This is a genomic window from Lentzea nigeriaca, assembly GCF_016907955.1.
In the GTDB taxonomy this organism is placed as follows: Bacteria; Actinomycetota; Actinomycetes; order Mycobacteriales; family Pseudonocardiaceae; genus Lentzea; species Lentzea nigeriaca.
Genome location: NZ_JAFBCX010000002.1, coordinates 395,694 through 409,740 on the forward strand (window position 1 = coordinate 395,694; position 14,047 = coordinate 409,740).

The 14,047-nt window shown below is 69.1% G+C and carries 17 protein-coding genes and 1 tRNA gene; 9 read left to right on the forward strand and 9 right to left on the reverse strand.

What is annotated here, in order from left to right; translation table 11 throughout:
- Positions 1–133 precede the first annotated feature (133 nt).
- Positions 134–207 (reverse strand) — tRNA-Pro (locus tag JOD27_RS08225).
- A gap of 19 nt (positions 208–226) precedes the next feature.
- Positions 227–1,180 (reverse strand): metallophosphoesterase, encoded by a 954-nt coding sequence (locus JOD27_RS08230; RefSeq protein ID WP_204761516.1) that lies wholly within the window; start codon positions 1,178–1,180, stop codon positions 227–229.
- A gap of 68 nt (positions 1,181–1,248) precedes the next feature.
- On the opposite strand from JOD27_RS08230, the gene JOD27_RS08235 reads away from it, so the two are divergent.
- On the forward strand, positions 1,249–1,719 hold the full coding sequence (locus JOD27_RS08235) for a GatB/YqeY domain-containing protein (protein WP_204761517.1): 471 nt from the start codon (positions 1,249–1,251) through the stop codon (positions 1,717–1,719).
- A 41-nt stretch (positions 1,720–1,760) separates the two neighbouring features.
- Here the strand turns inward: JOD27_RS08235 and JOD27_RS08240 are convergent, their stop codons facing one another.
- Complete coding sequence (locus tag JOD27_RS08240; RefSeq protein WP_204761518.1) at positions 1,761–2,477, reverse strand: haloacid dehalogenase type II; 717 nt, start codon at positions 2,475–2,477, stop codon at positions 1,761–1,763.
- 52 nt (positions 2,478–2,529) lie between these two features.
- Between JOD27_RS08240 and JOD27_RS08245 the strand changes: the two genes are divergently transcribed.
- Positions 2,530–3,189, forward strand: a complete 660-nt coding sequence (locus tag JOD27_RS08245) for a GntR family transcriptional regulator (protein ID WP_204761519.1) — start codon at positions 2,530–2,532, stop codon at positions 3,187–3,189.
- Positions 3,190–3,192: 3 nt separating this feature from the next.
- On the opposite strand, the gene JOD27_RS08250 is transcribed toward JOD27_RS08245, so the two are convergent.
- Positions 3,193–5,646 carry a penicillin-binding protein gene (locus JOD27_RS08250; protein WP_204761520.1) on the reverse strand — a complete coding sequence of 818 codons (2,454 nt, stop codon included), beginning with the start codon at positions 5,644–5,646 and terminating at the stop codon, positions 3,193–3,195.
- A 238-nt stretch (positions 5,647–5,884) separates the two neighbouring features.
- Between JOD27_RS08250 and JOD27_RS08255 the strand changes: the two genes are divergently transcribed.
- Complete coding sequence (locus JOD27_RS08255) at positions 5,885–6,175, forward strand: WhiB family transcriptional regulator (RefSeq protein WP_204761521.1); 291 nt, start codon at positions 5,885–5,887, stop codon at positions 6,173–6,175.
- Positions 6,176–6,178: 3 nt separating this feature from the next.
- Here JOD27_RS08255 and bagB read toward each other — a convergent pair whose 3' ends face one another.
- Genes bagB through JOD27_RS08270 form a run of 3 tightly spaced genes read right to left on the reverse strand, consistent with a single transcriptional unit; the run spans position 6,179 to position 8,591 of the window.
- On the reverse strand, positions 6,179–7,306 hold the full coding sequence (gene bagB, locus JOD27_RS08260; protein ID WP_204761522.1) for an ATPase BagB: 1,128 nt from the start codon (positions 7,304–7,306) through the stop codon (positions 6,179–6,181).
- Positions 7,303–8,295, reverse strand: coding sequence for an ATPase BagA (bagA, locus tag JOD27_RS08265; RefSeq protein ID WP_204761523.1), 993 nt, complete (start codon positions 8,293–8,295; stop codon positions 7,303–7,305). Before bagA ends, bagB begins: the two co-directional genes overlap by 4 nt.
- 44 nt (positions 8,296–8,339) lie before the next feature.
- Complete coding sequence (locus tag JOD27_RS08270) at positions 8,340–8,591, reverse strand: hypothetical protein (protein WP_204761525.1); 252 nt, start codon at positions 8,589–8,591, stop codon at positions 8,340–8,342.
- A 68-nt stretch (positions 8,592–8,659) separates the two neighbouring features.
- On the opposite strand from JOD27_RS08270, the gene sp36 reads away from it, so the two are divergent.
- Genes sp36 through JOD27_RS08290 form a run of 4 tightly spaced genes read left to right on the forward strand, consistent with a single transcriptional unit; the run spans position 8,660 to position 11,025 of the window.
- On the forward strand, positions 8,660–8,815 hold the full coding sequence (sp36, locus tag JOD27_RS08275; protein ID WP_086668176.1) for a Sp36 family protein: 156 nt from the start codon (positions 8,660–8,662) through the stop codon (positions 8,813–8,815).
- A complete protein-coding gene (locus JOD27_RS08280; protein ID WP_204761526.1) occupies positions 8,812–9,267 on the forward strand; it encodes a RidA family protein in 456 nt (151 codons plus the stop codon). The genes sp36 and JOD27_RS08280 overlap by 4 nt, the downstream gene beginning before the upstream one ends.
- Before the next feature lies 1 nt (position 9,268).
- Positions 9,269–9,871 (forward strand): hypothetical protein, encoded by a 603-nt coding sequence (locus JOD27_RS08285; RefSeq protein ID WP_204761527.1) that lies wholly within the window; start codon positions 9,269–9,271, stop codon positions 9,869–9,871.
- An 11-nt stretch (positions 9,872–9,882) separates the two neighbouring features.
- On the forward strand, positions 9,883–11,025 hold the full coding sequence (locus JOD27_RS08290) for a hypothetical protein (protein ID WP_204761528.1): 1,143 nt from the start codon (positions 9,883–9,885) through the stop codon (positions 11,023–11,025).
- Here JOD27_RS08290 and JOD27_RS08295 read toward each other — a convergent pair.
- Together JOD27_RS08295 and JOD27_RS08300 are read right to left on the reverse strand one after the other, a co-directional pair.
- Positions 11,019–11,828, reverse strand: a complete 810-nt coding sequence (locus tag JOD27_RS08295) for an MBL fold metallo-hydrolase (RefSeq protein ID WP_307830004.1) — start codon at positions 11,826–11,828, stop codon at positions 11,019–11,021. The two genes, JOD27_RS08290 and JOD27_RS08295, sit on opposite strands and share 7 nt — an antisense overlap.
- Positions 11,825–12,619, reverse strand: a complete 795-nt coding sequence (locus tag JOD27_RS08300) for an NUDIX hydrolase (RefSeq protein ID WP_372441675.1) — start codon at positions 12,617–12,619, stop codon at positions 11,825–11,827. The genes JOD27_RS08295 and JOD27_RS08300 overlap by 4 nt, the downstream gene beginning before the upstream one ends.
- A 39-nt stretch (positions 12,620–12,658) precedes the next feature.
- Here JOD27_RS08300 and JOD27_RS44645 point away from each other — a divergent pair, with 39 nt between their 5' ends.
- Positions 12,659–13,015 (forward strand): hypothetical protein, encoded by a 357-nt coding sequence (locus tag JOD27_RS44645; RefSeq protein ID WP_239566654.1) that lies wholly within the window; start codon positions 12,659–12,661, stop codon positions 13,013–13,015.
- A gap of 14 nt (positions 13,016–13,029) precedes the next feature.
- Positions 13,030–13,920 (forward strand): Gfo/Idh/MocA family protein, encoded by an 891-nt coding sequence (locus tag JOD27_RS44650; RefSeq protein WP_307830005.1) that lies wholly within the window; start codon positions 13,030–13,032, stop codon positions 13,918–13,920.
- The last annotated feature ends 127 nt before the right edge of the window (positions 13,921–14,047 follow it).

Here is a 14,047-nt window from a genome sequence, read left to right on the forward strand (position 1 = left end):
GGGTGGCGCAACGAGCGCGACGGGGGAGTTGTTCTCCCCAATTTCTCCCAAGGCGGCCTGAAAGGGCCCTGAAACACACATCAGTCCCTGTCCACATCTACTGTGGACAGGGACTGATGTGCATCTATCTACATCGGGGTGACAGGATTTGAACCTGCGACCTCTTCGTCCCGAACGAAGCGCGCTACCAAGCTGCGCCACACCCCGGCTGGGAACGAGTAGAACTCTACATCATGTCCGCTCCAGCACCGAATCGGGCCCCCTCATTTCGCCCCTGACCAGGCGTAACGGGCCGCGGAACCAAGGTCAGGAGGGAAGCCTCCGGAGGGCAGCAGAACCGCACCGGCGCGTAAGGTGAAGTGCCCATCCCGGCGGACACGTTCATCCACATGTGCGAGCCCCACCGCGAAACGCCGCGGGCGCGACCGCGGTCCAGTTCGCAGTTGGTCACCAGGGCGCCGTAGAACGGCACGCGCAGTTGGCCGCCGTGGGTGTGGCCGGCCATCACGAAGTCGTAGCCGTCGGCGGCGAACGGGTCGAGCACGCGCGGTTCGGGCGAGTGGGTGACTCCCAGGCGCAGGACGGCGTTGGGGTCGGGGGTGCCCGCGATGTCGGCGTAGCGGTCGCGTTTGAGGTGGGGGTCGTCGAGGCCCGCGCAGAAGATCGTCTGGCCGTTCACCGTCAGGGTGCGGCGCACGTGGGTCAGGTCTTCCCAGCCGCGCTCGACCATGCCGGCGCGGAGGTCGCGCCACGGCAGGGTCACGCCGTGGATGCGCTTGGTCTTGGAGGACGGCAGCAGGTAGCGCACGGGGTTCTTGGGCCTCGGCGCGTAGTAGTCGTTGCTGCCGAAAACGAACACGCCCGGACGGTCGAGCAGCGGGCCGAGCGCGCGCAGTACGGCGGGGACGGCGTCCTTGTGCGCGAGGTTGTCGCCCGTGTTGACGACCAGGTCGGGGTTCAGATCCGCGAGCGCCGCAATCCAGCGCTGCTTCGAGACCTGGTTCGGCGTCATGTGCAGGTCTGAGATGTGCAGCACACGAATCGGCTTGGCTCCCGGCGACAGAACCGGCACGGTGGCCGTGCGCAGGGTCCAGTGCCTTCTCTCGATTCCCGCCGCGTACGCGACGGTTGCTGCGCCGAGTGCGGTCGTGGCGAGGAGTGCGCGGCCGAGCTTGTTCACGTGTCAAGGGTACGGAAGAGGGTTAACTCGATCGGCGCGGCATCCTGCGGGCGGTACCGTTCTGCGCCATGGCGGAGTTGAAGACGCGGCTGCAGAACGACCTGACTGCGGCCATGAAGGCCAGGGAGACGGTCACGGCCGGTGCATTGCGCATGGCGCTCACGGCGGTCACGAACGAAGAGGTCGCGGGCAAGCAGGCTCGCGAGCTGAGTGACGACGAGGTCGTGAAGGTCCTCACGCGCGAGGCGAAGAAGCGCAAGGAGGCCGCGGAGGCGTTCGCCGGCGCCGGTCGTGCCGAGCAGGCGGAGCTCGAGCGCAAGGAGCTCGCCGTGCTGGAGGCCTACCTCCCCGCCCAGCTCGACGACGCCGAGCTGAAGTCCATTGTGGACAAGGCTGTCGAGGCCGTCGCCGCGCAGCTCGGTGAGACGCCGGGGCCGAAGCAGATGGGCCAGGTCATGAAGGCCGTCAACGCCGAAGTCGCCGGACGTGCCGAGGGTGGCCGTGTCGCCGCCGCGGTGAAGGCCAAGCTCACGAACTGACGACGTGCCGCAGCGGCGAACCCGCTGCGGCACCCCACTTTCTAGAACGCCCGCTCGACCGCGTCCGCGAACTCGCCCATCGACCCGAACTCGAGGTCGTAGCTGTACTCGCCGGACGGCTGTGGCGTCGCGCCCCAGCCCGGCTTGTCGCGCCGCCGGTTGATCCACACCGACGGCAGGCCCTCCCGCTTGGCCGGAACGTGGTCGTGGAACAGGCTCTGTGCCACGTGCAGCAGCGCCGAACGCTCCACGCCCAGCTCGCCGAGCTTCACGTCCAACGCCCGGAAGTGGTTCTCGGCCGGCTTGTACGCGCCGACGTCCTCCGCGGTGATGATCGCCGCGAAGTCCCCGCGCAGGTGCCGGTTGCTGCCCGCGAACCCGTCGCGGTGCACATTGGACAGAATGATCAACCGGTAGTGCTTGGCCAGTCGTGCCAACGCATCCGCGGAGTCGGGAAACGCCGGCCAGTCCGGCACCGAGCCGCCCAGTCGCTCGGCCCACTCCTCGCTCACCTCGCGCCCGAGCGCGGTCCCGGTGCGTCGGAACGCGGCGGCCAGCACCTCGGGGTACAGCGCGGCCGGCGTCTCCGCCTCGACCGCGGCCTCCTGATCGCCGTAGGCCAGCAGCAGCTCCTCGTCGGTGAGGTCGAGGCCCTGTTCGCGCGCCCACGGTGAGAGCACCGCGGCGATGCCGGTCTCCCAGTCGATGAGCGTGCCGTAGCAGTCGAAGCTGAGTGCCTGGAACTTCGTCAGGTCCATAACCGAAACTGTAGTACAGTTCAACTGTAGGGCAACCGAGTAAACTGGTCGCATGTCAGCCCTTGACGGCCTCGAAGTGCGCCGCACCACCACGGCCCAGCAGCTGGCCGACGGCCTCGCCGAACGGATCATGGCTGGCGCCTTCGGCCCTGGTCACAGGCTCAGGGAGAGCGCGATCGCGGCCGAGCTGGGCGTCGCGCGCAACACCATCCGCGAAGCCGTCAGGATCCTCGAGCTGACCGGCCTGGTTCGCTACGAGGTCAACCGCGGCGCCGTCGTCATCGCGCCCACGCCGGAGGTCGTCGAGGCCCTCTACACCGCCCGCGAACGCCTTGAGACGGCCGCGGCCGCCCGCACGCCGCGCCCCGAGCAGCTCGACGCGATCACCGAGGCGTTCGAGGAGCTGTGCGAAGCCGCGAGCACCGGCGAAGTCCGCGCGATCGTCGACCGCGATCTGGCCTTCCACCAGGCGATCGTGGCGGTGCTGGACAGCACGAGGCTCGACGAGTTCTACGCGGCGCTGACCAAGGAACTGCGCTTCTACCTCACGGTGCTCTCGAAGTCGGAGACACCGGACGAGGTCGTCGCCCAGCACCGGCTCATCCTCGACGCCATCCGTGTCGGCGACCGCGACCGGGCGGTCGCCGAGATCAGAGCGCACATCGACACGAGCGTCGAGCAGCTCGAGCAGCTGCTCGACGCTCGCGGGTAGGACCTATCTGGGTTCGCCGGGGTCGGTCGGCAGCGTGATCGGCGGCGGTTCGTGCGGGTTGCCCTGGGTGGGCGGCGGCGGGTTGGGGTTGCCGGTCGACGGATCGGTCGCCACCGGCGGTGGCACGTAACCCGAGCTCACCGAGAGCGTGATGATCGTGCCGCGCAACGCGTTGCCGCGCGGCGACTGGCTCACGACCGTCCCCTTCGGCTGGTCGGAGTTGACCGTCTGCTGGCTCGCCTTGTAGCCGGCCTGCTCCAGGATCCGCACCGCGTCGTTGACCTGACGGCCCACGACGTCGGGGATCTGAATCTCCTTGCCGCCCTTGAGGTAGCGCGGCTCGACCGGTGGCAGCTGCGACACCGGCAACGACCCGTGCACCTTCGTCATGGTGTCGAACCACGTCTTGGCGGGGATCGTGCCGCCGAAGATGTTGCCGTTGGCGCACAACCGCGGCGCGCCCGCGCCGGCCAGGCAGATCGGGCGCGGCGAGGTGCCGTCGTTGAACACCTGCACGGCGCCGGCGAAGTCCGGGGTCGCGCCGATGAACGCCGCCGACTTGTACTCCTCGGTGGTGCCCGTCTTGGCGATCATCGGGCGGGTCCACTTGGCGGCGCGGGCGGCCGCGGCGGCGGTGCCGTTGCCCTGGTCGTCCTTGCTCATGCCGACGGCGAGACCGTTCGCGAGCCCTTCCGCCACGACCTGCTCGCACGGCGCCTCGTTGACCGGCACGGGCTTGCCGTTGCGGTCCTGCACCTTGGCGATCGGCGTCGGCGGGCACCACTTGCCACTGCTCACGATGGTCGCCGCGACGTTCGCGAGCTCCAGAGTGGACACCGGCGCCGGCGACAGCGTGAACGACGCGTTGCCGCCGTTCTGCTTGTAGAACTCGGTCTGCGAGATGCGGTTCTGCTTGTCCTTGGCCTTCGGGTCCGGCCTGGTGCCCTGCAGGTTCGTCGCCATCGTCTCGCGCATGCCGAGCCGCGACGCCATGTCGACGACCGCGTCCATGCCGGTCTGCTCCTCCAGGATGACGAAGCCGGTGTTCGGCGACGTCGCGAGGGCCTGCTGCAACGTCATCGAGGACGGATAGCTGCCGTCGAAGTTGGACAGGCAGTACCAGCGGGTGCCGGGCTCACCGGTGCTCGGACAGCGCTGCGCACCACCCTTGAAGACCCGCGAGACGTGGTGGGTCGGCGTCGCCATGACGTTCTCGATGCCCATGCCCTTCTCGAGCGCCGCGGCGGCGGTGAAGACCTTGTAGACCGAGCCGGCGCCGAACTTGTTCTCCACTCCGCTCGGCAGGTCGAACGTCGTCTGGTGCTGCTCGGCCTTCAGGCCGTAGTCGCGGTTCGCGACCAGCGCCAGCACCTCGTGACGTTCCTTGCCCGGCTTGACGACCGCCATCGTGTTCGCGATGCCGTCGATGCTCTTGGACACCCCTGCCTCGGCCGCCGCCTTCGCCTGCGAGGTGACCGATCGGTCCAAAGTGGTCTGAATGGTGTAGCCGCCGGTGCGCAACTGCTCTTCGCTGAAACCCGCGCGTTGCAAGTAGTTCACGACGTACGAGCAGAAGAAACCGTTTTCCGGACCGGCGCCCACACAACCGTTCGGTGGCGTTCGAACCGGGTTCTGCAGTCCGAGGCCTTCCTTCTTCGCGGCCTCACCGGCATCACGCGAGAGCTTGTCGTTCTCGACCATCCTGTCGATCACTTTGTTGCGCCGCTCCAGCGCTTTGTCCGGATACGCTTCGGGGTCGAGCGCTGACGGGCTGTTGACCATTCCTGCGAGCATCGCGGCCTGAGGAACCGTCAACTTGTCGGGCGTGGTGCCGAAGTAAGCCTGGGCCGCGGCCGCGATGCCGTAAATGGTGGAACCAAAAGGAACGACGTTCAGGTACCTGGCGAGGATCTCCTCCTTGCCGAGCTTTCGCTCGAGCTGCAACGAGATCCGGGCCTCGCGCATCTTGCGCGCGATGGTCTGCTCCTGGGCCTTGGCCTGCTCCAGCTTGTTGTTCCGCGCCACGACGTGGACCAGGTAGTTCTTGACGTACTGCTGGGTCAGCGTGGACGCGCCCTGCGAGACCGAGCCGCTGACCTGGTTCGTCAGACCGGCGCGGATGGTGCCCTTCCAGTCGACGCCCTGGTGCTCGTAGAACCGGCGGTCCTCGACCGAGATCAGCGCCGCCTTCATCGTCGGCGAGATCTTCTCGGGCGGCGTCAGGACTCTGTACTGGTCGAACAGGTAGGCGATCGGCTGCCCGTCCTTGTCGGTGACCGTGGTGATCAATGGGGGATCCGTGGTCACGAGGTCGGCGGAGATGCTGTCCACGGTGTCGCTGGCGCGGTTGGACACGAGGCCCGTCGCGCCCACGACTGGGAACAGCATGCCGGCGAGGAGAACCCCAGCCAGCAGGCACAGGCCGAGCATCTTGAGCACGCCATTCCTGACTCGCACGCAGGTCAGCGTACGCCGTACACGAACGGGTGAAGGTGATCAGTAAGGGCCGTTACTCAGCATGAGTAGAGATACGCAAGACAGGTAACAGTCGGGTGACCCAGGGTTGGACATGGAACCGGAAGGCTCTACAGTCCGTCAACGTCCAAGGAATGCAGCCGTGGCTCGAACGCTACGGCATCCGTGGCAGGGGTGTGGCGGATTTTCCACATTTGGACAGCACTGAGGAGTGGGGGATATGAACCAGGGGGATTGGCGTATCAACGCTTCGTGCCGTGATGAGGAGCCGGACCAGCTCTTCGTTCGTGGTGCGGAGCAGCGCAAGGCGAAGCTCGTGTGCCTGGGTTGCCCAGTTCGCATGGAATGCCTGGCCGAAGCGCTGGACAACAGGATCGAGTTCGGGGTCTGGGGAGGCATGACCGAGCGCGAACGCCGTGCTCTGCTGCGTCGCCGGCCTGACGTGGAGTCGTGGTTCGAACTGCTCGACAACGCACGTCAGGAGCACCTCGAAGACACCCGAGTGGGATAAGGGCTACTCCCCGGCCAGGCGCCGACCTATCTCTCGGAGGCCGTCGAGGTCGTGCACGTCCGCGGGCAACGCGGGCACGCCGACCAGCGCCACACCGGGGTGAGCTCGCGTGAACCGGGCCAGCAGCCGCCGTTCCCGATCGGCGACTGCGACCCGGTCCGCGTGCAGCCTGAGCACTGCCGCGGCGAGAGGTGCCTCACCGGAGCGGTCGAGATCGTCCGCTGCCGCGAGGGCCTTCGCCGCCGGCAGGTCCGTCGCGATCACGGGATGCGTCCTGTTCGCGACGAGCCCGCACAACGGCATGTTCTCGGCACTGAGCCGCTCGACGAAGTAGCTGGCCTCGCGCAACGCGTCCGGTTCCGCCGCCGCGACCACCACGAAGCCGGTGCCCGGTGAGCGGAGCAGCTCGTACGTGCGCTGCGCGCGTTCGCGGAACCCGCCGAACATGCTGTCGAACGCCTGCACGAACGTCGACGCGTCCTGCAGCAGCTGGCCGCCGACGATCGTGGACACCGCGCGCGTGAAAAGGCTGAAACCGGTTCCGACGATCTTGAGCAGCCCACGCCCGCTCGCCCGCGCGGGTGCCGAGAGCATCCGGATGAACTTGCCGTCGAGAACCGTCGAGAGCCGCTGCGGCGCGTCCAGGAAGTCGAGCGCCGACCGCGACGGCGGGGTGTCGACGATGATCAGGTCCCACTCGTCCTGGGCGACCAGCTGGCCCAACTTCTCCATCGCCATGTACTCCTGCGTGCCGGAGAAGGACGAGGAAATGGTCTGGTAGAAGGGGTTCGACAGGATCTGGTCGGCCCGGTCGCGGCCCGCGTGGGTCAGCACCATGTCGTCGAACGTGCGACGCATGTCGAGCATCATCGCGAACAGCTCGCCCTTGGGCTCGAAGCCCTCGACGACGACCTCACGCGGGTGGTTGTCCAGTTCCCGCAGGCCCAGCGACTGCGCGAGCCTCCTGGCCGGGTCGATCGTCAGCACGACGACGCGCCTGCCGCGTTCCGCCGCGCGCAACGCCAGCGCCGCCGCCGTGGTCGTCTTGCCGACACCCCCGGAGCCGCAGCACACCAGCACGCGGGTCGCCGGGTCGTCCAGCAACGGGTCGAACTCGAGCCTGGCGGTCACCGCACACCTGCCGCGACCAGCACCTCGGCCAGCTCGTACAGCGCGGCCACGTCCACCCCGTCCGTCAGCTCCGGCAGCTCGAACGTCGGCAGGTCCGAGTGGCTGAGCAGCTCCATCGCCTCCTGTTCCGACTGCACCCGGATCGCGTGCTCCACCGTCTCGTCGACCAAACCCTCGAAGGTGAACTCGTCGAGGTCGAGCCCGGCGGCGGTGAGTCCCGCGCGCACCCGTGCCGCGTCGACCCTGCCCTCGGCGGCCACCGAGACGGAACGGGCCGGCAGCCGGGCCGGGCTGACCCGGTTGACCAGCACCGCACCCGGTCGCAGGTCCGCGGCGTCCAGTTCGGCCACCGCGTCCAGGGTCTCGCGCACCGGCATCTCCTCCAGCAGCGCCACCAGGTGCACCGCGGTGTCACCGGAATGCAGCAGCCGCACCACGCCCTCGCTCTGCCCCTTGATCGGCCCGACCTTGGCGAGGTCGGCCATGGCCTTCGTGACGTCCAGGAACTTGACCACGCGCCCGGTCGGCGGCGCGTCCAGCACCACCGCGTCGTAGAGGTGGCGGCCGTCCGAGCCGGTCCGGTTCACGCACTCCTTGACCTTGCCCGTCAGCAGGACGTCCCGCAGGCCGGGGGCGAGCGTGGTGGCGAACTCGATGGCGCCCATCTTGCGCAGCGTGCGGCCCGCGAAACCGAGGTTGTAGAACATCGCCAGGTACTCGAGGAGCGCGGCTTCCGCGTCGATCGCGAGCGCGTGCACCTCACCGCCGCCGGGAGCGGACGCGATCCGTTCCTCGGCGTAGGGCAGCGGAGCCCGGTCGAACAGCTGGGCGATGCCCTGCCTGCCCTCGACCTCGATCAGCAGCACCCGCCGTCCGCCGGTGGCCAGCGCCAGGGCCAGCGCGGCGGCGATCGTGGTCTTCCCGGTGCCGCCCTTGCCGGAGACCACGTGCAGGCGGGCTCGGGTCAGCTCCTCGGTCCACGACGTCACACATCCAGACTATGTGTGAAACCGGCCGAAGGTGGACTCGTCGGTCAATCCACCATCGTGATGAAGAAGACGACCATCGCGGTCGCGGCGACCAGCGCCCACGCGACGACCGAGGGCAGCCACAGCGCGATGCCGAGCGTGATGACCGCCACGATCACGAGCCCGATCAGCCCGGTCTTCACGACGTCCGAGCGTTGGCTGTGCTTGCGATCCCGCACCTGCGCCATCGCCACGAGCACCATGACCAGCCCACCGACCCCGAAAAGGCTGGTGGCGATGATCCGCCAGGGCTCCATGTGATCAAGGTAGCCCGAACGGCCGGAACCGCGCATAGAGCGTTCGGGTGGCGCGTTAGGCTCCGCGCATGACGAAGTGGGAGTACGCGACCGTGCCGTTGTTGATCCACGCCACGAAGCAGATCCTCGACCAGTGGGGCGAGGACGGCTGGGAGCTGGTCACCGTGCTGACGAACCCGACCGGCGAGCAGCACGTCGCGTACTTGAAGCGGGTGAAGGCATGAGCAGCTGGTCCACGCGCCTGAAGGAGCTCGGCATCGAGCTGCCCGGCGTCGCCGCCCCGCTCGCCGCCTACGTGCCCGCGATCCAGTCGGGCTCGCTCGTCTTCACCTCCGGCCAGCTGCCGTTCGTCGACGGCCGGCTGCCCGCCACCGGCAAGGTCGGCGCGGACGTCTCGCCGGAGGAGGCGAAGGCCTATGCCAGGACGTGCATCCTCAACGCGCTCGCGGCGGTGCACGACCTCGTCGGCGTTGACTCGATCAAGCGAATCGTGAAGGTTGTTGGCTTCGTGGCCTCTGCCGAGGGCTTCACGGGTCAGCCGGGCGTCGTGAACGGTGCCTCCGAGCTGCTCGGGGAGATCTTCGGCGACGCGGGCAAGCACGCCCGGTCGGCCGTGGGGGTGGCCGAGCTGCCGATCGGCGCTCCAGTCGAGATCGAACTGATCGTCGAGGTGTGACATGTCGGACACGTGCCACGAACTGCTGCTGCGGCTCGCGGGACGCCTCCCGGACGACCTGCTCTGGCGGTACCGGGACTGGGCGGCTTCTGACGCGTATGCGGTGCTAGCCCGCTCGCTGCCGCGCACTCTGCTGCACGGGCGCATCCCTCTGACGGACCACGAGCTCCGCCTTTTGCAGGACGCGCTGGTGCCCTACGGGGCCGAACCTGGTGCAGTCAGTTCGGTCAAAGGGCTGGACGAACTGCCACCCACCGACTACACCTTTTCCCCGGAGTCACCCGATCGGGTGCCGATGGGGGATTCCGCGACCGTCGTGCTCGGTGCCACGCTGCGAGGCCGGCAGGGGGTCGGTGAGGTTCGTTCCTGCTGGCGCATCGGCCCATCCGGGGTCAACCGCGTCCTGCTGGTCGCAGCCACCACCGGCCACTCAAGGCTGACCGGCGAGTTGCAACGTGTTCTGCGGGCGTTGGGCGAACACGACCCGTGCGTCGAGGTCGTGCCGTCCGGTCTGGACCTGCCGCCCTACCACCGGGCGGCGCTGGCGGCATCGGAGCTGGTGTGCGCCGGCGCCGAGTCCGAGGAGCACCTGGTGCTCAGCTAAGGAGAGTTGACGTGACGAACGACGGTGTCGGCCTGCCGGTCCGTCTCCACGATCTCCTGCTGTCGATGGCCGGGCGCGTCGACGACGACGCCCTGTCTCAGGCACGCGAGTTCCTCGCGGTCGGAGAGCTCGACCGCGCGGTCGAGATGCTCGTCGGCTCTCTTCTCGCGGGTGGCATCCCGGTGCTGCCGGACGAGAGAGCAGCGATCACGTGGGCGTTGCACGAGGTGCGCTCGGACGCGTCCCTGACCGACCGCCTGCCGGTCGTCGAGGTGCTGCCGTTCGTGCGCCACCGCTTCACCGCCGAGGGCGACCCGGCCGGCGACCTGTCGGGCGTGCTGTCCCGCGCGGTGTCGGTGCTGCCGGACGTCCGCTCGGTGCGCTGCGTCTGGCGTTCGTCCCCTGCGGGGTCGGCGCCCGGCCCGTTGCCGCAACGGGTCGTGCTGGTGGACATCGGTCCGCAGGGCTTCGCGCCCGCGACCGCCTACCGGGTCGACTCGGTGCTGCGCAAGGCGGGCGTCCGCGCCGCGGTGGAGGTTCTCACCGTCGGCACGCAGCTGAGCGACTACCACGCCTCCGCGACGACGGCCTCGCGTCCGGTGCCGATCTCCGGTAGCCCGATGACACCGCCGCCGTCGCCCGCTCCGGCGATGGCTCACGAGCCTGCCGCGAAGTGGTTCGACCAGTCCGACGAACTTCCCGCTCCGGCGCCGGTGGCCGAGCCGACACCGGCGCCGGAGCCTGTGGAAGAGACCGGCTCACGTCGCACGCGCACGAACAACACGACTGCCCTGGAGGGCTCCCAGCCGTTCCCTCCGAAGCCCGTGAAGCGGATCTCGATGGCTCCGGCCGAACCGGAGATCGAGTCCCTGCCGGAGCCCATGCCCATCAACAGGGCCGAGGTGACCACGGAGCTGAAGCCGGACGAGCTGGCAGCCCTGCAGGCCGCCCTCGCCGAGTCGCCGGAGCCGTCCTCTGTGGACGCGAACCTGAGCGAACGGGAGCGGGCCCTGCTGCAGCAGCTGCACGAGGAGCTGGCGCAGCGGGAGCAGACCGGGGCGAAGACGACCGACAGCGGCCGTTGGCAGATCGACCGCTCATCGGCTCGTCAGTCGGCGTTCGGTGCCTCCAACAACGGGCACCAGCCTCAGTAGTCGTTGCGCAGGTACTCCAGCTGGGCCCGCACGGACCACTCCGCCGCGGGCCACAGCACCCTGTCCACGTCCGCGTAGACGACCTCGACGACCTGGCGCGGGGTCGGGGCACCACCGAGCGCTTCGACGGCTCTCCTGACCTGTTCCAGGCGCTGCGTCCGGTGGGAGAGGTAGGCGCGGGCGGCCTCGCCGGCGTCCGCGAGCTCCGGACCGTGGCCGGGGAGCACCGCGGTGTTCACCGGCAGCTCGGCCAGGAGCTTGAGGGACTCGAAGTAGTCACCGAGCTTGCCGTCCGGGTGAGCCACGATCGTCGTGCCGCGGCCCAGGACCGTGTCGCCGGTCAGCACCGCCTCGCCGTCGATCACGAAGCACAGCGAGTCGCTGGTGTGGCCGGGCGTGCCGAGGACGCGGAGTTCCAGGCCCGCACTCGTGATCACGTCGCCGTCCACCAGACCTTCTGAGCCGTAGGTCAACGTCGGGTCGAGCGCGCGCACCGGTGCGTTGACCAGTTCGGCGAACTCGCGTGCGCCCTCGGAGTGGTCGGGATGGCCGTGGGTCAGCAGGATCTCGGCGATCGGGCCGTGCGACGCGATGCGCTTCAGGTGGGCCTCGTCGAGCGGGCCGGGGTCGATCACGACGTACGACGTGGCGTCCGGGGCCTTCAGCAGCCACGTGTTGGTGCCGTCGAGCGTCATCGGTGACGGATTGTCGGCCAGCAGCACGGCGGCGTGCGGGGTGACCTGACGCAGTTCGCCGTAGAGCGGGTGGGCGGCGCGGGCGCCGATCAGTGCAGAGCCGCTCACTGGAGCACCACCCGGATCGTGTCGCCCTCGCGGATGAGCTTGGGGATGATCTTCTCGACGCTGCGCTCCTCGGCCATGACCTTCTCCACGGTCCCGAGCGCGCCGATCTCGTCGAGGGTGCGCCAGGTGGGCGGCATGAGCATGCGGCGGCCGTCCTGGGCGTCCTGGACGGCTTCTGCCGGGCTCTGCCACGACGCGTCGGTGGCTTCGGTCGTCTCGCCGTCGGCCCGCTGGCCTTCTGGGAGGGCGGCCACGAAGAAGCGGGTGTCGTAGCGGCGGGGTTCCTCGTACGGGGTGACCCAGTTGGCCCATGGCCGCAGCAGATCGGCGCGCAGCACCAGGCCCTCGTTCGCGAGGAACTGGGCCAGCGAGATCTCGCGGTCGACGAGCTGCCTGCGGGCTTCGGCGTAGGCGGAGGTGTCGGCCACGACCGAGGTCGCGTCCGGCCCGGCCAGCAACACCCCGGACTCCTCGAAGGTCTCGCGGACCGCCGCGCAGACGAAAGCGCGGGCCGTGGCGGGATCGACGCCGAAGACCGAGCCCCACCACTCCGGGGACGGCCCGGCCCACGCGACGGACGTGTCGGCGTCGCGCTGATCGACGCCTCCGCCGGGGAAGACGGTCATGCCGCCAGCGAACGCCATGCCCTTCACGCGGCGCAGCAGGAAGGCCTCCAGGCCGTCGGCACCGTCCCGCAGGAGCACCACGGTGACGGCGTCGCGGGGTTCGACCGGTTGGGAGACCGGCGATGCGGGTACCAGGTTTCCCGGCAAGGTCATGTCGTCGGGCATTCTCCGAGCGTACGACCGCGCTTACCCGAGGATGGTGTGATGGCGACGAAGGTCTCCGGCTGCCTGGTGAAGATGCTGCTGTTCCTGCTCGGCGTGGTGATGGGGACCGGCCTCACCGCGGTGGCGGCCGTGGTGCTGTTCCTGCCCGACCGCACGACCGTGATCAGCGTCGATCCCACGTCCACCGCCCCCGGCGTGTACGTGAAGAAGGTCGAACGGCTCGTCGGCGGCACGTACTACGAGATCTGGCTGGGCCCGTCGCCGGACCGCGGCCACGTGGTCACGGTGCCCAACGGCTGGGATCACGACCCGCGCCGGGAAACCACCGACGACGGCGTGCGCCTGAAGTTCGGCAACGGGGGCGAGATCTTCGTGCCCAAGGCCAGTTACTCCTGAGGCAGGATGGGCGAGTGGACGAACAGCTGCGCGTAGGACTTGTCGGTGCGGGCCCGTGGGCTCAGATGATCCACGCCCCCGCAATCGCGAACCACCCCGGCACGACGCTGATCGGTGTGTGGGCGCGCCGCCAGGAAGCCGCCGCGGAGCTCGCGCGTGCCCACGGCGCGGAAGCGTTCGCGGACTACGCGGAACTTCTGTCCACTGTGGACGCTGTCGCGTTCTGCGTCCCGCCGGGCGTCCAGGCCCCGATGGCGATCGAGGCGGCCAACGCGGGCAAGCACGTGATCCTGGAGAAGCCGATCGCCGAGTCCGTCGAGGTCGCCGAACAGCTGACCGCGGCCGTCACCGACGCCGGTGTCGCCTCGCTCGTCGTGCTGACCCGCCGCTACGCCCCGGAGACGAAGGAACTCCTCGCCCAGCTGCACCGCACGGGCGGCTGGACCGGTGCCGACGGCCGGTGGCTGACCGGGGCCCTGCTGGACGGTCCGTTCTCTCAGTCTCCGTGGCGCCACGAGAAGGGCGCGCTGGACGACATCGGCCCGCACGCGTTCGACCTGCTCGACGCGGCCCTGGGCGAGATCACGGACGTGATCGCCGCGAACGTGTCGGCTTCCGGCCTGTGGCAACTGATCCTGCAACACGCTTCCGGCGCCACGAGCACCCTGACGTTGACGCTGTCGTTGCCGCTGCAGCCGCCGTTCGCGGACTTCACCGTGTTCGGCCCCAACGGCCACCGCACGCTGAACAGCCGCGACACGTCCGCGTTGGACTGCTTCACGAACCTGCTCGACGACTTCGTGGCCATGGTGGACAGCGGCACGACCACGCACGAGTGCGACGTGCGGCGCGGACTGCACCTGCAGCGGATCATCGACCTGGCCCGGCGCAAGGCCGAGCGCTAGAAGTATGCGCGGAGCCGCGCGCAGAGCGCGGCCACTCCTCGTCCCACGGGTCCAAGACCCGAGTGCTTGTCGCAGATGAGGCACTTGCGCTTCCTCCGCGAGCCGAGGCGCCGAAAAATTGTCAGGG

Coding starts and splice junctions, on each gene's coding strand:
- JOD27_RS08245 (WP_204761519.1), top strand. CDS start 2,530: ATGTCAGCCCTTGACGGCCTCGAAGTGCGCCGCACCACCACGGCCCAG.
- JOD27_RS08255 (WP_204761521.1), top strand. CDS start 5,885: ATGAACCAGGGGGATTGGCGTATCAACGCTTCGTGCCGTGATGAGGAG.
- JOD27_RS08235 (WP_204761517.1), top strand. CDS start 1,249: ATGGCGGAGTTGAAGACGCGGCTGCAGAACGACCTGACTGCGGCCATG.
- JOD27_RS08280 (WP_204761526.1), top strand. CDS start 8,812: ATGAGCAGCTGGTCCACGCGCCTGAAGGAGCTCGGCATCGAGCTGCCC.
- JOD27_RS08300 (WP_372441675.1), bottom strand. CDS start 12,619: ATGCCCGACGACATGACCTTGCCGGGAAACCTGGTACCCGCATCGCCG.
- sp36 (WP_086668176.1), top strand. CDS start 8,660: ATGACGAAGTGGGAGTACGCGACCGTGCCGTTGTTGATCCACGCCACG.
- JOD27_RS08270 (WP_204761525.1), bottom strand. CDS start 8,591: ATGGAGCCCTGGCGGATCATCGCCACCAGCCTTTTCGGGGTCGGTGGG.
- JOD27_RS08240 (WP_204761518.1), bottom strand. CDS start 2,477: ATGGACCTGACGAAGTTCCAGGCACTCAGCTTCGACTGCTACGGCACG.
- JOD27_RS44645 (WP_239566654.1), top strand. CDS start 12,659: ATGGCGACGAAGGTCTCCGGCTGCCTGGTGAAGATGCTGCTGTTCCTG.
- JOD27_RS08285 (WP_204761527.1), top strand. CDS start 9,269: ATGTCGGACACGTGCCACGAACTGCTGCTGCGGCTCGCGGGACGCCTC.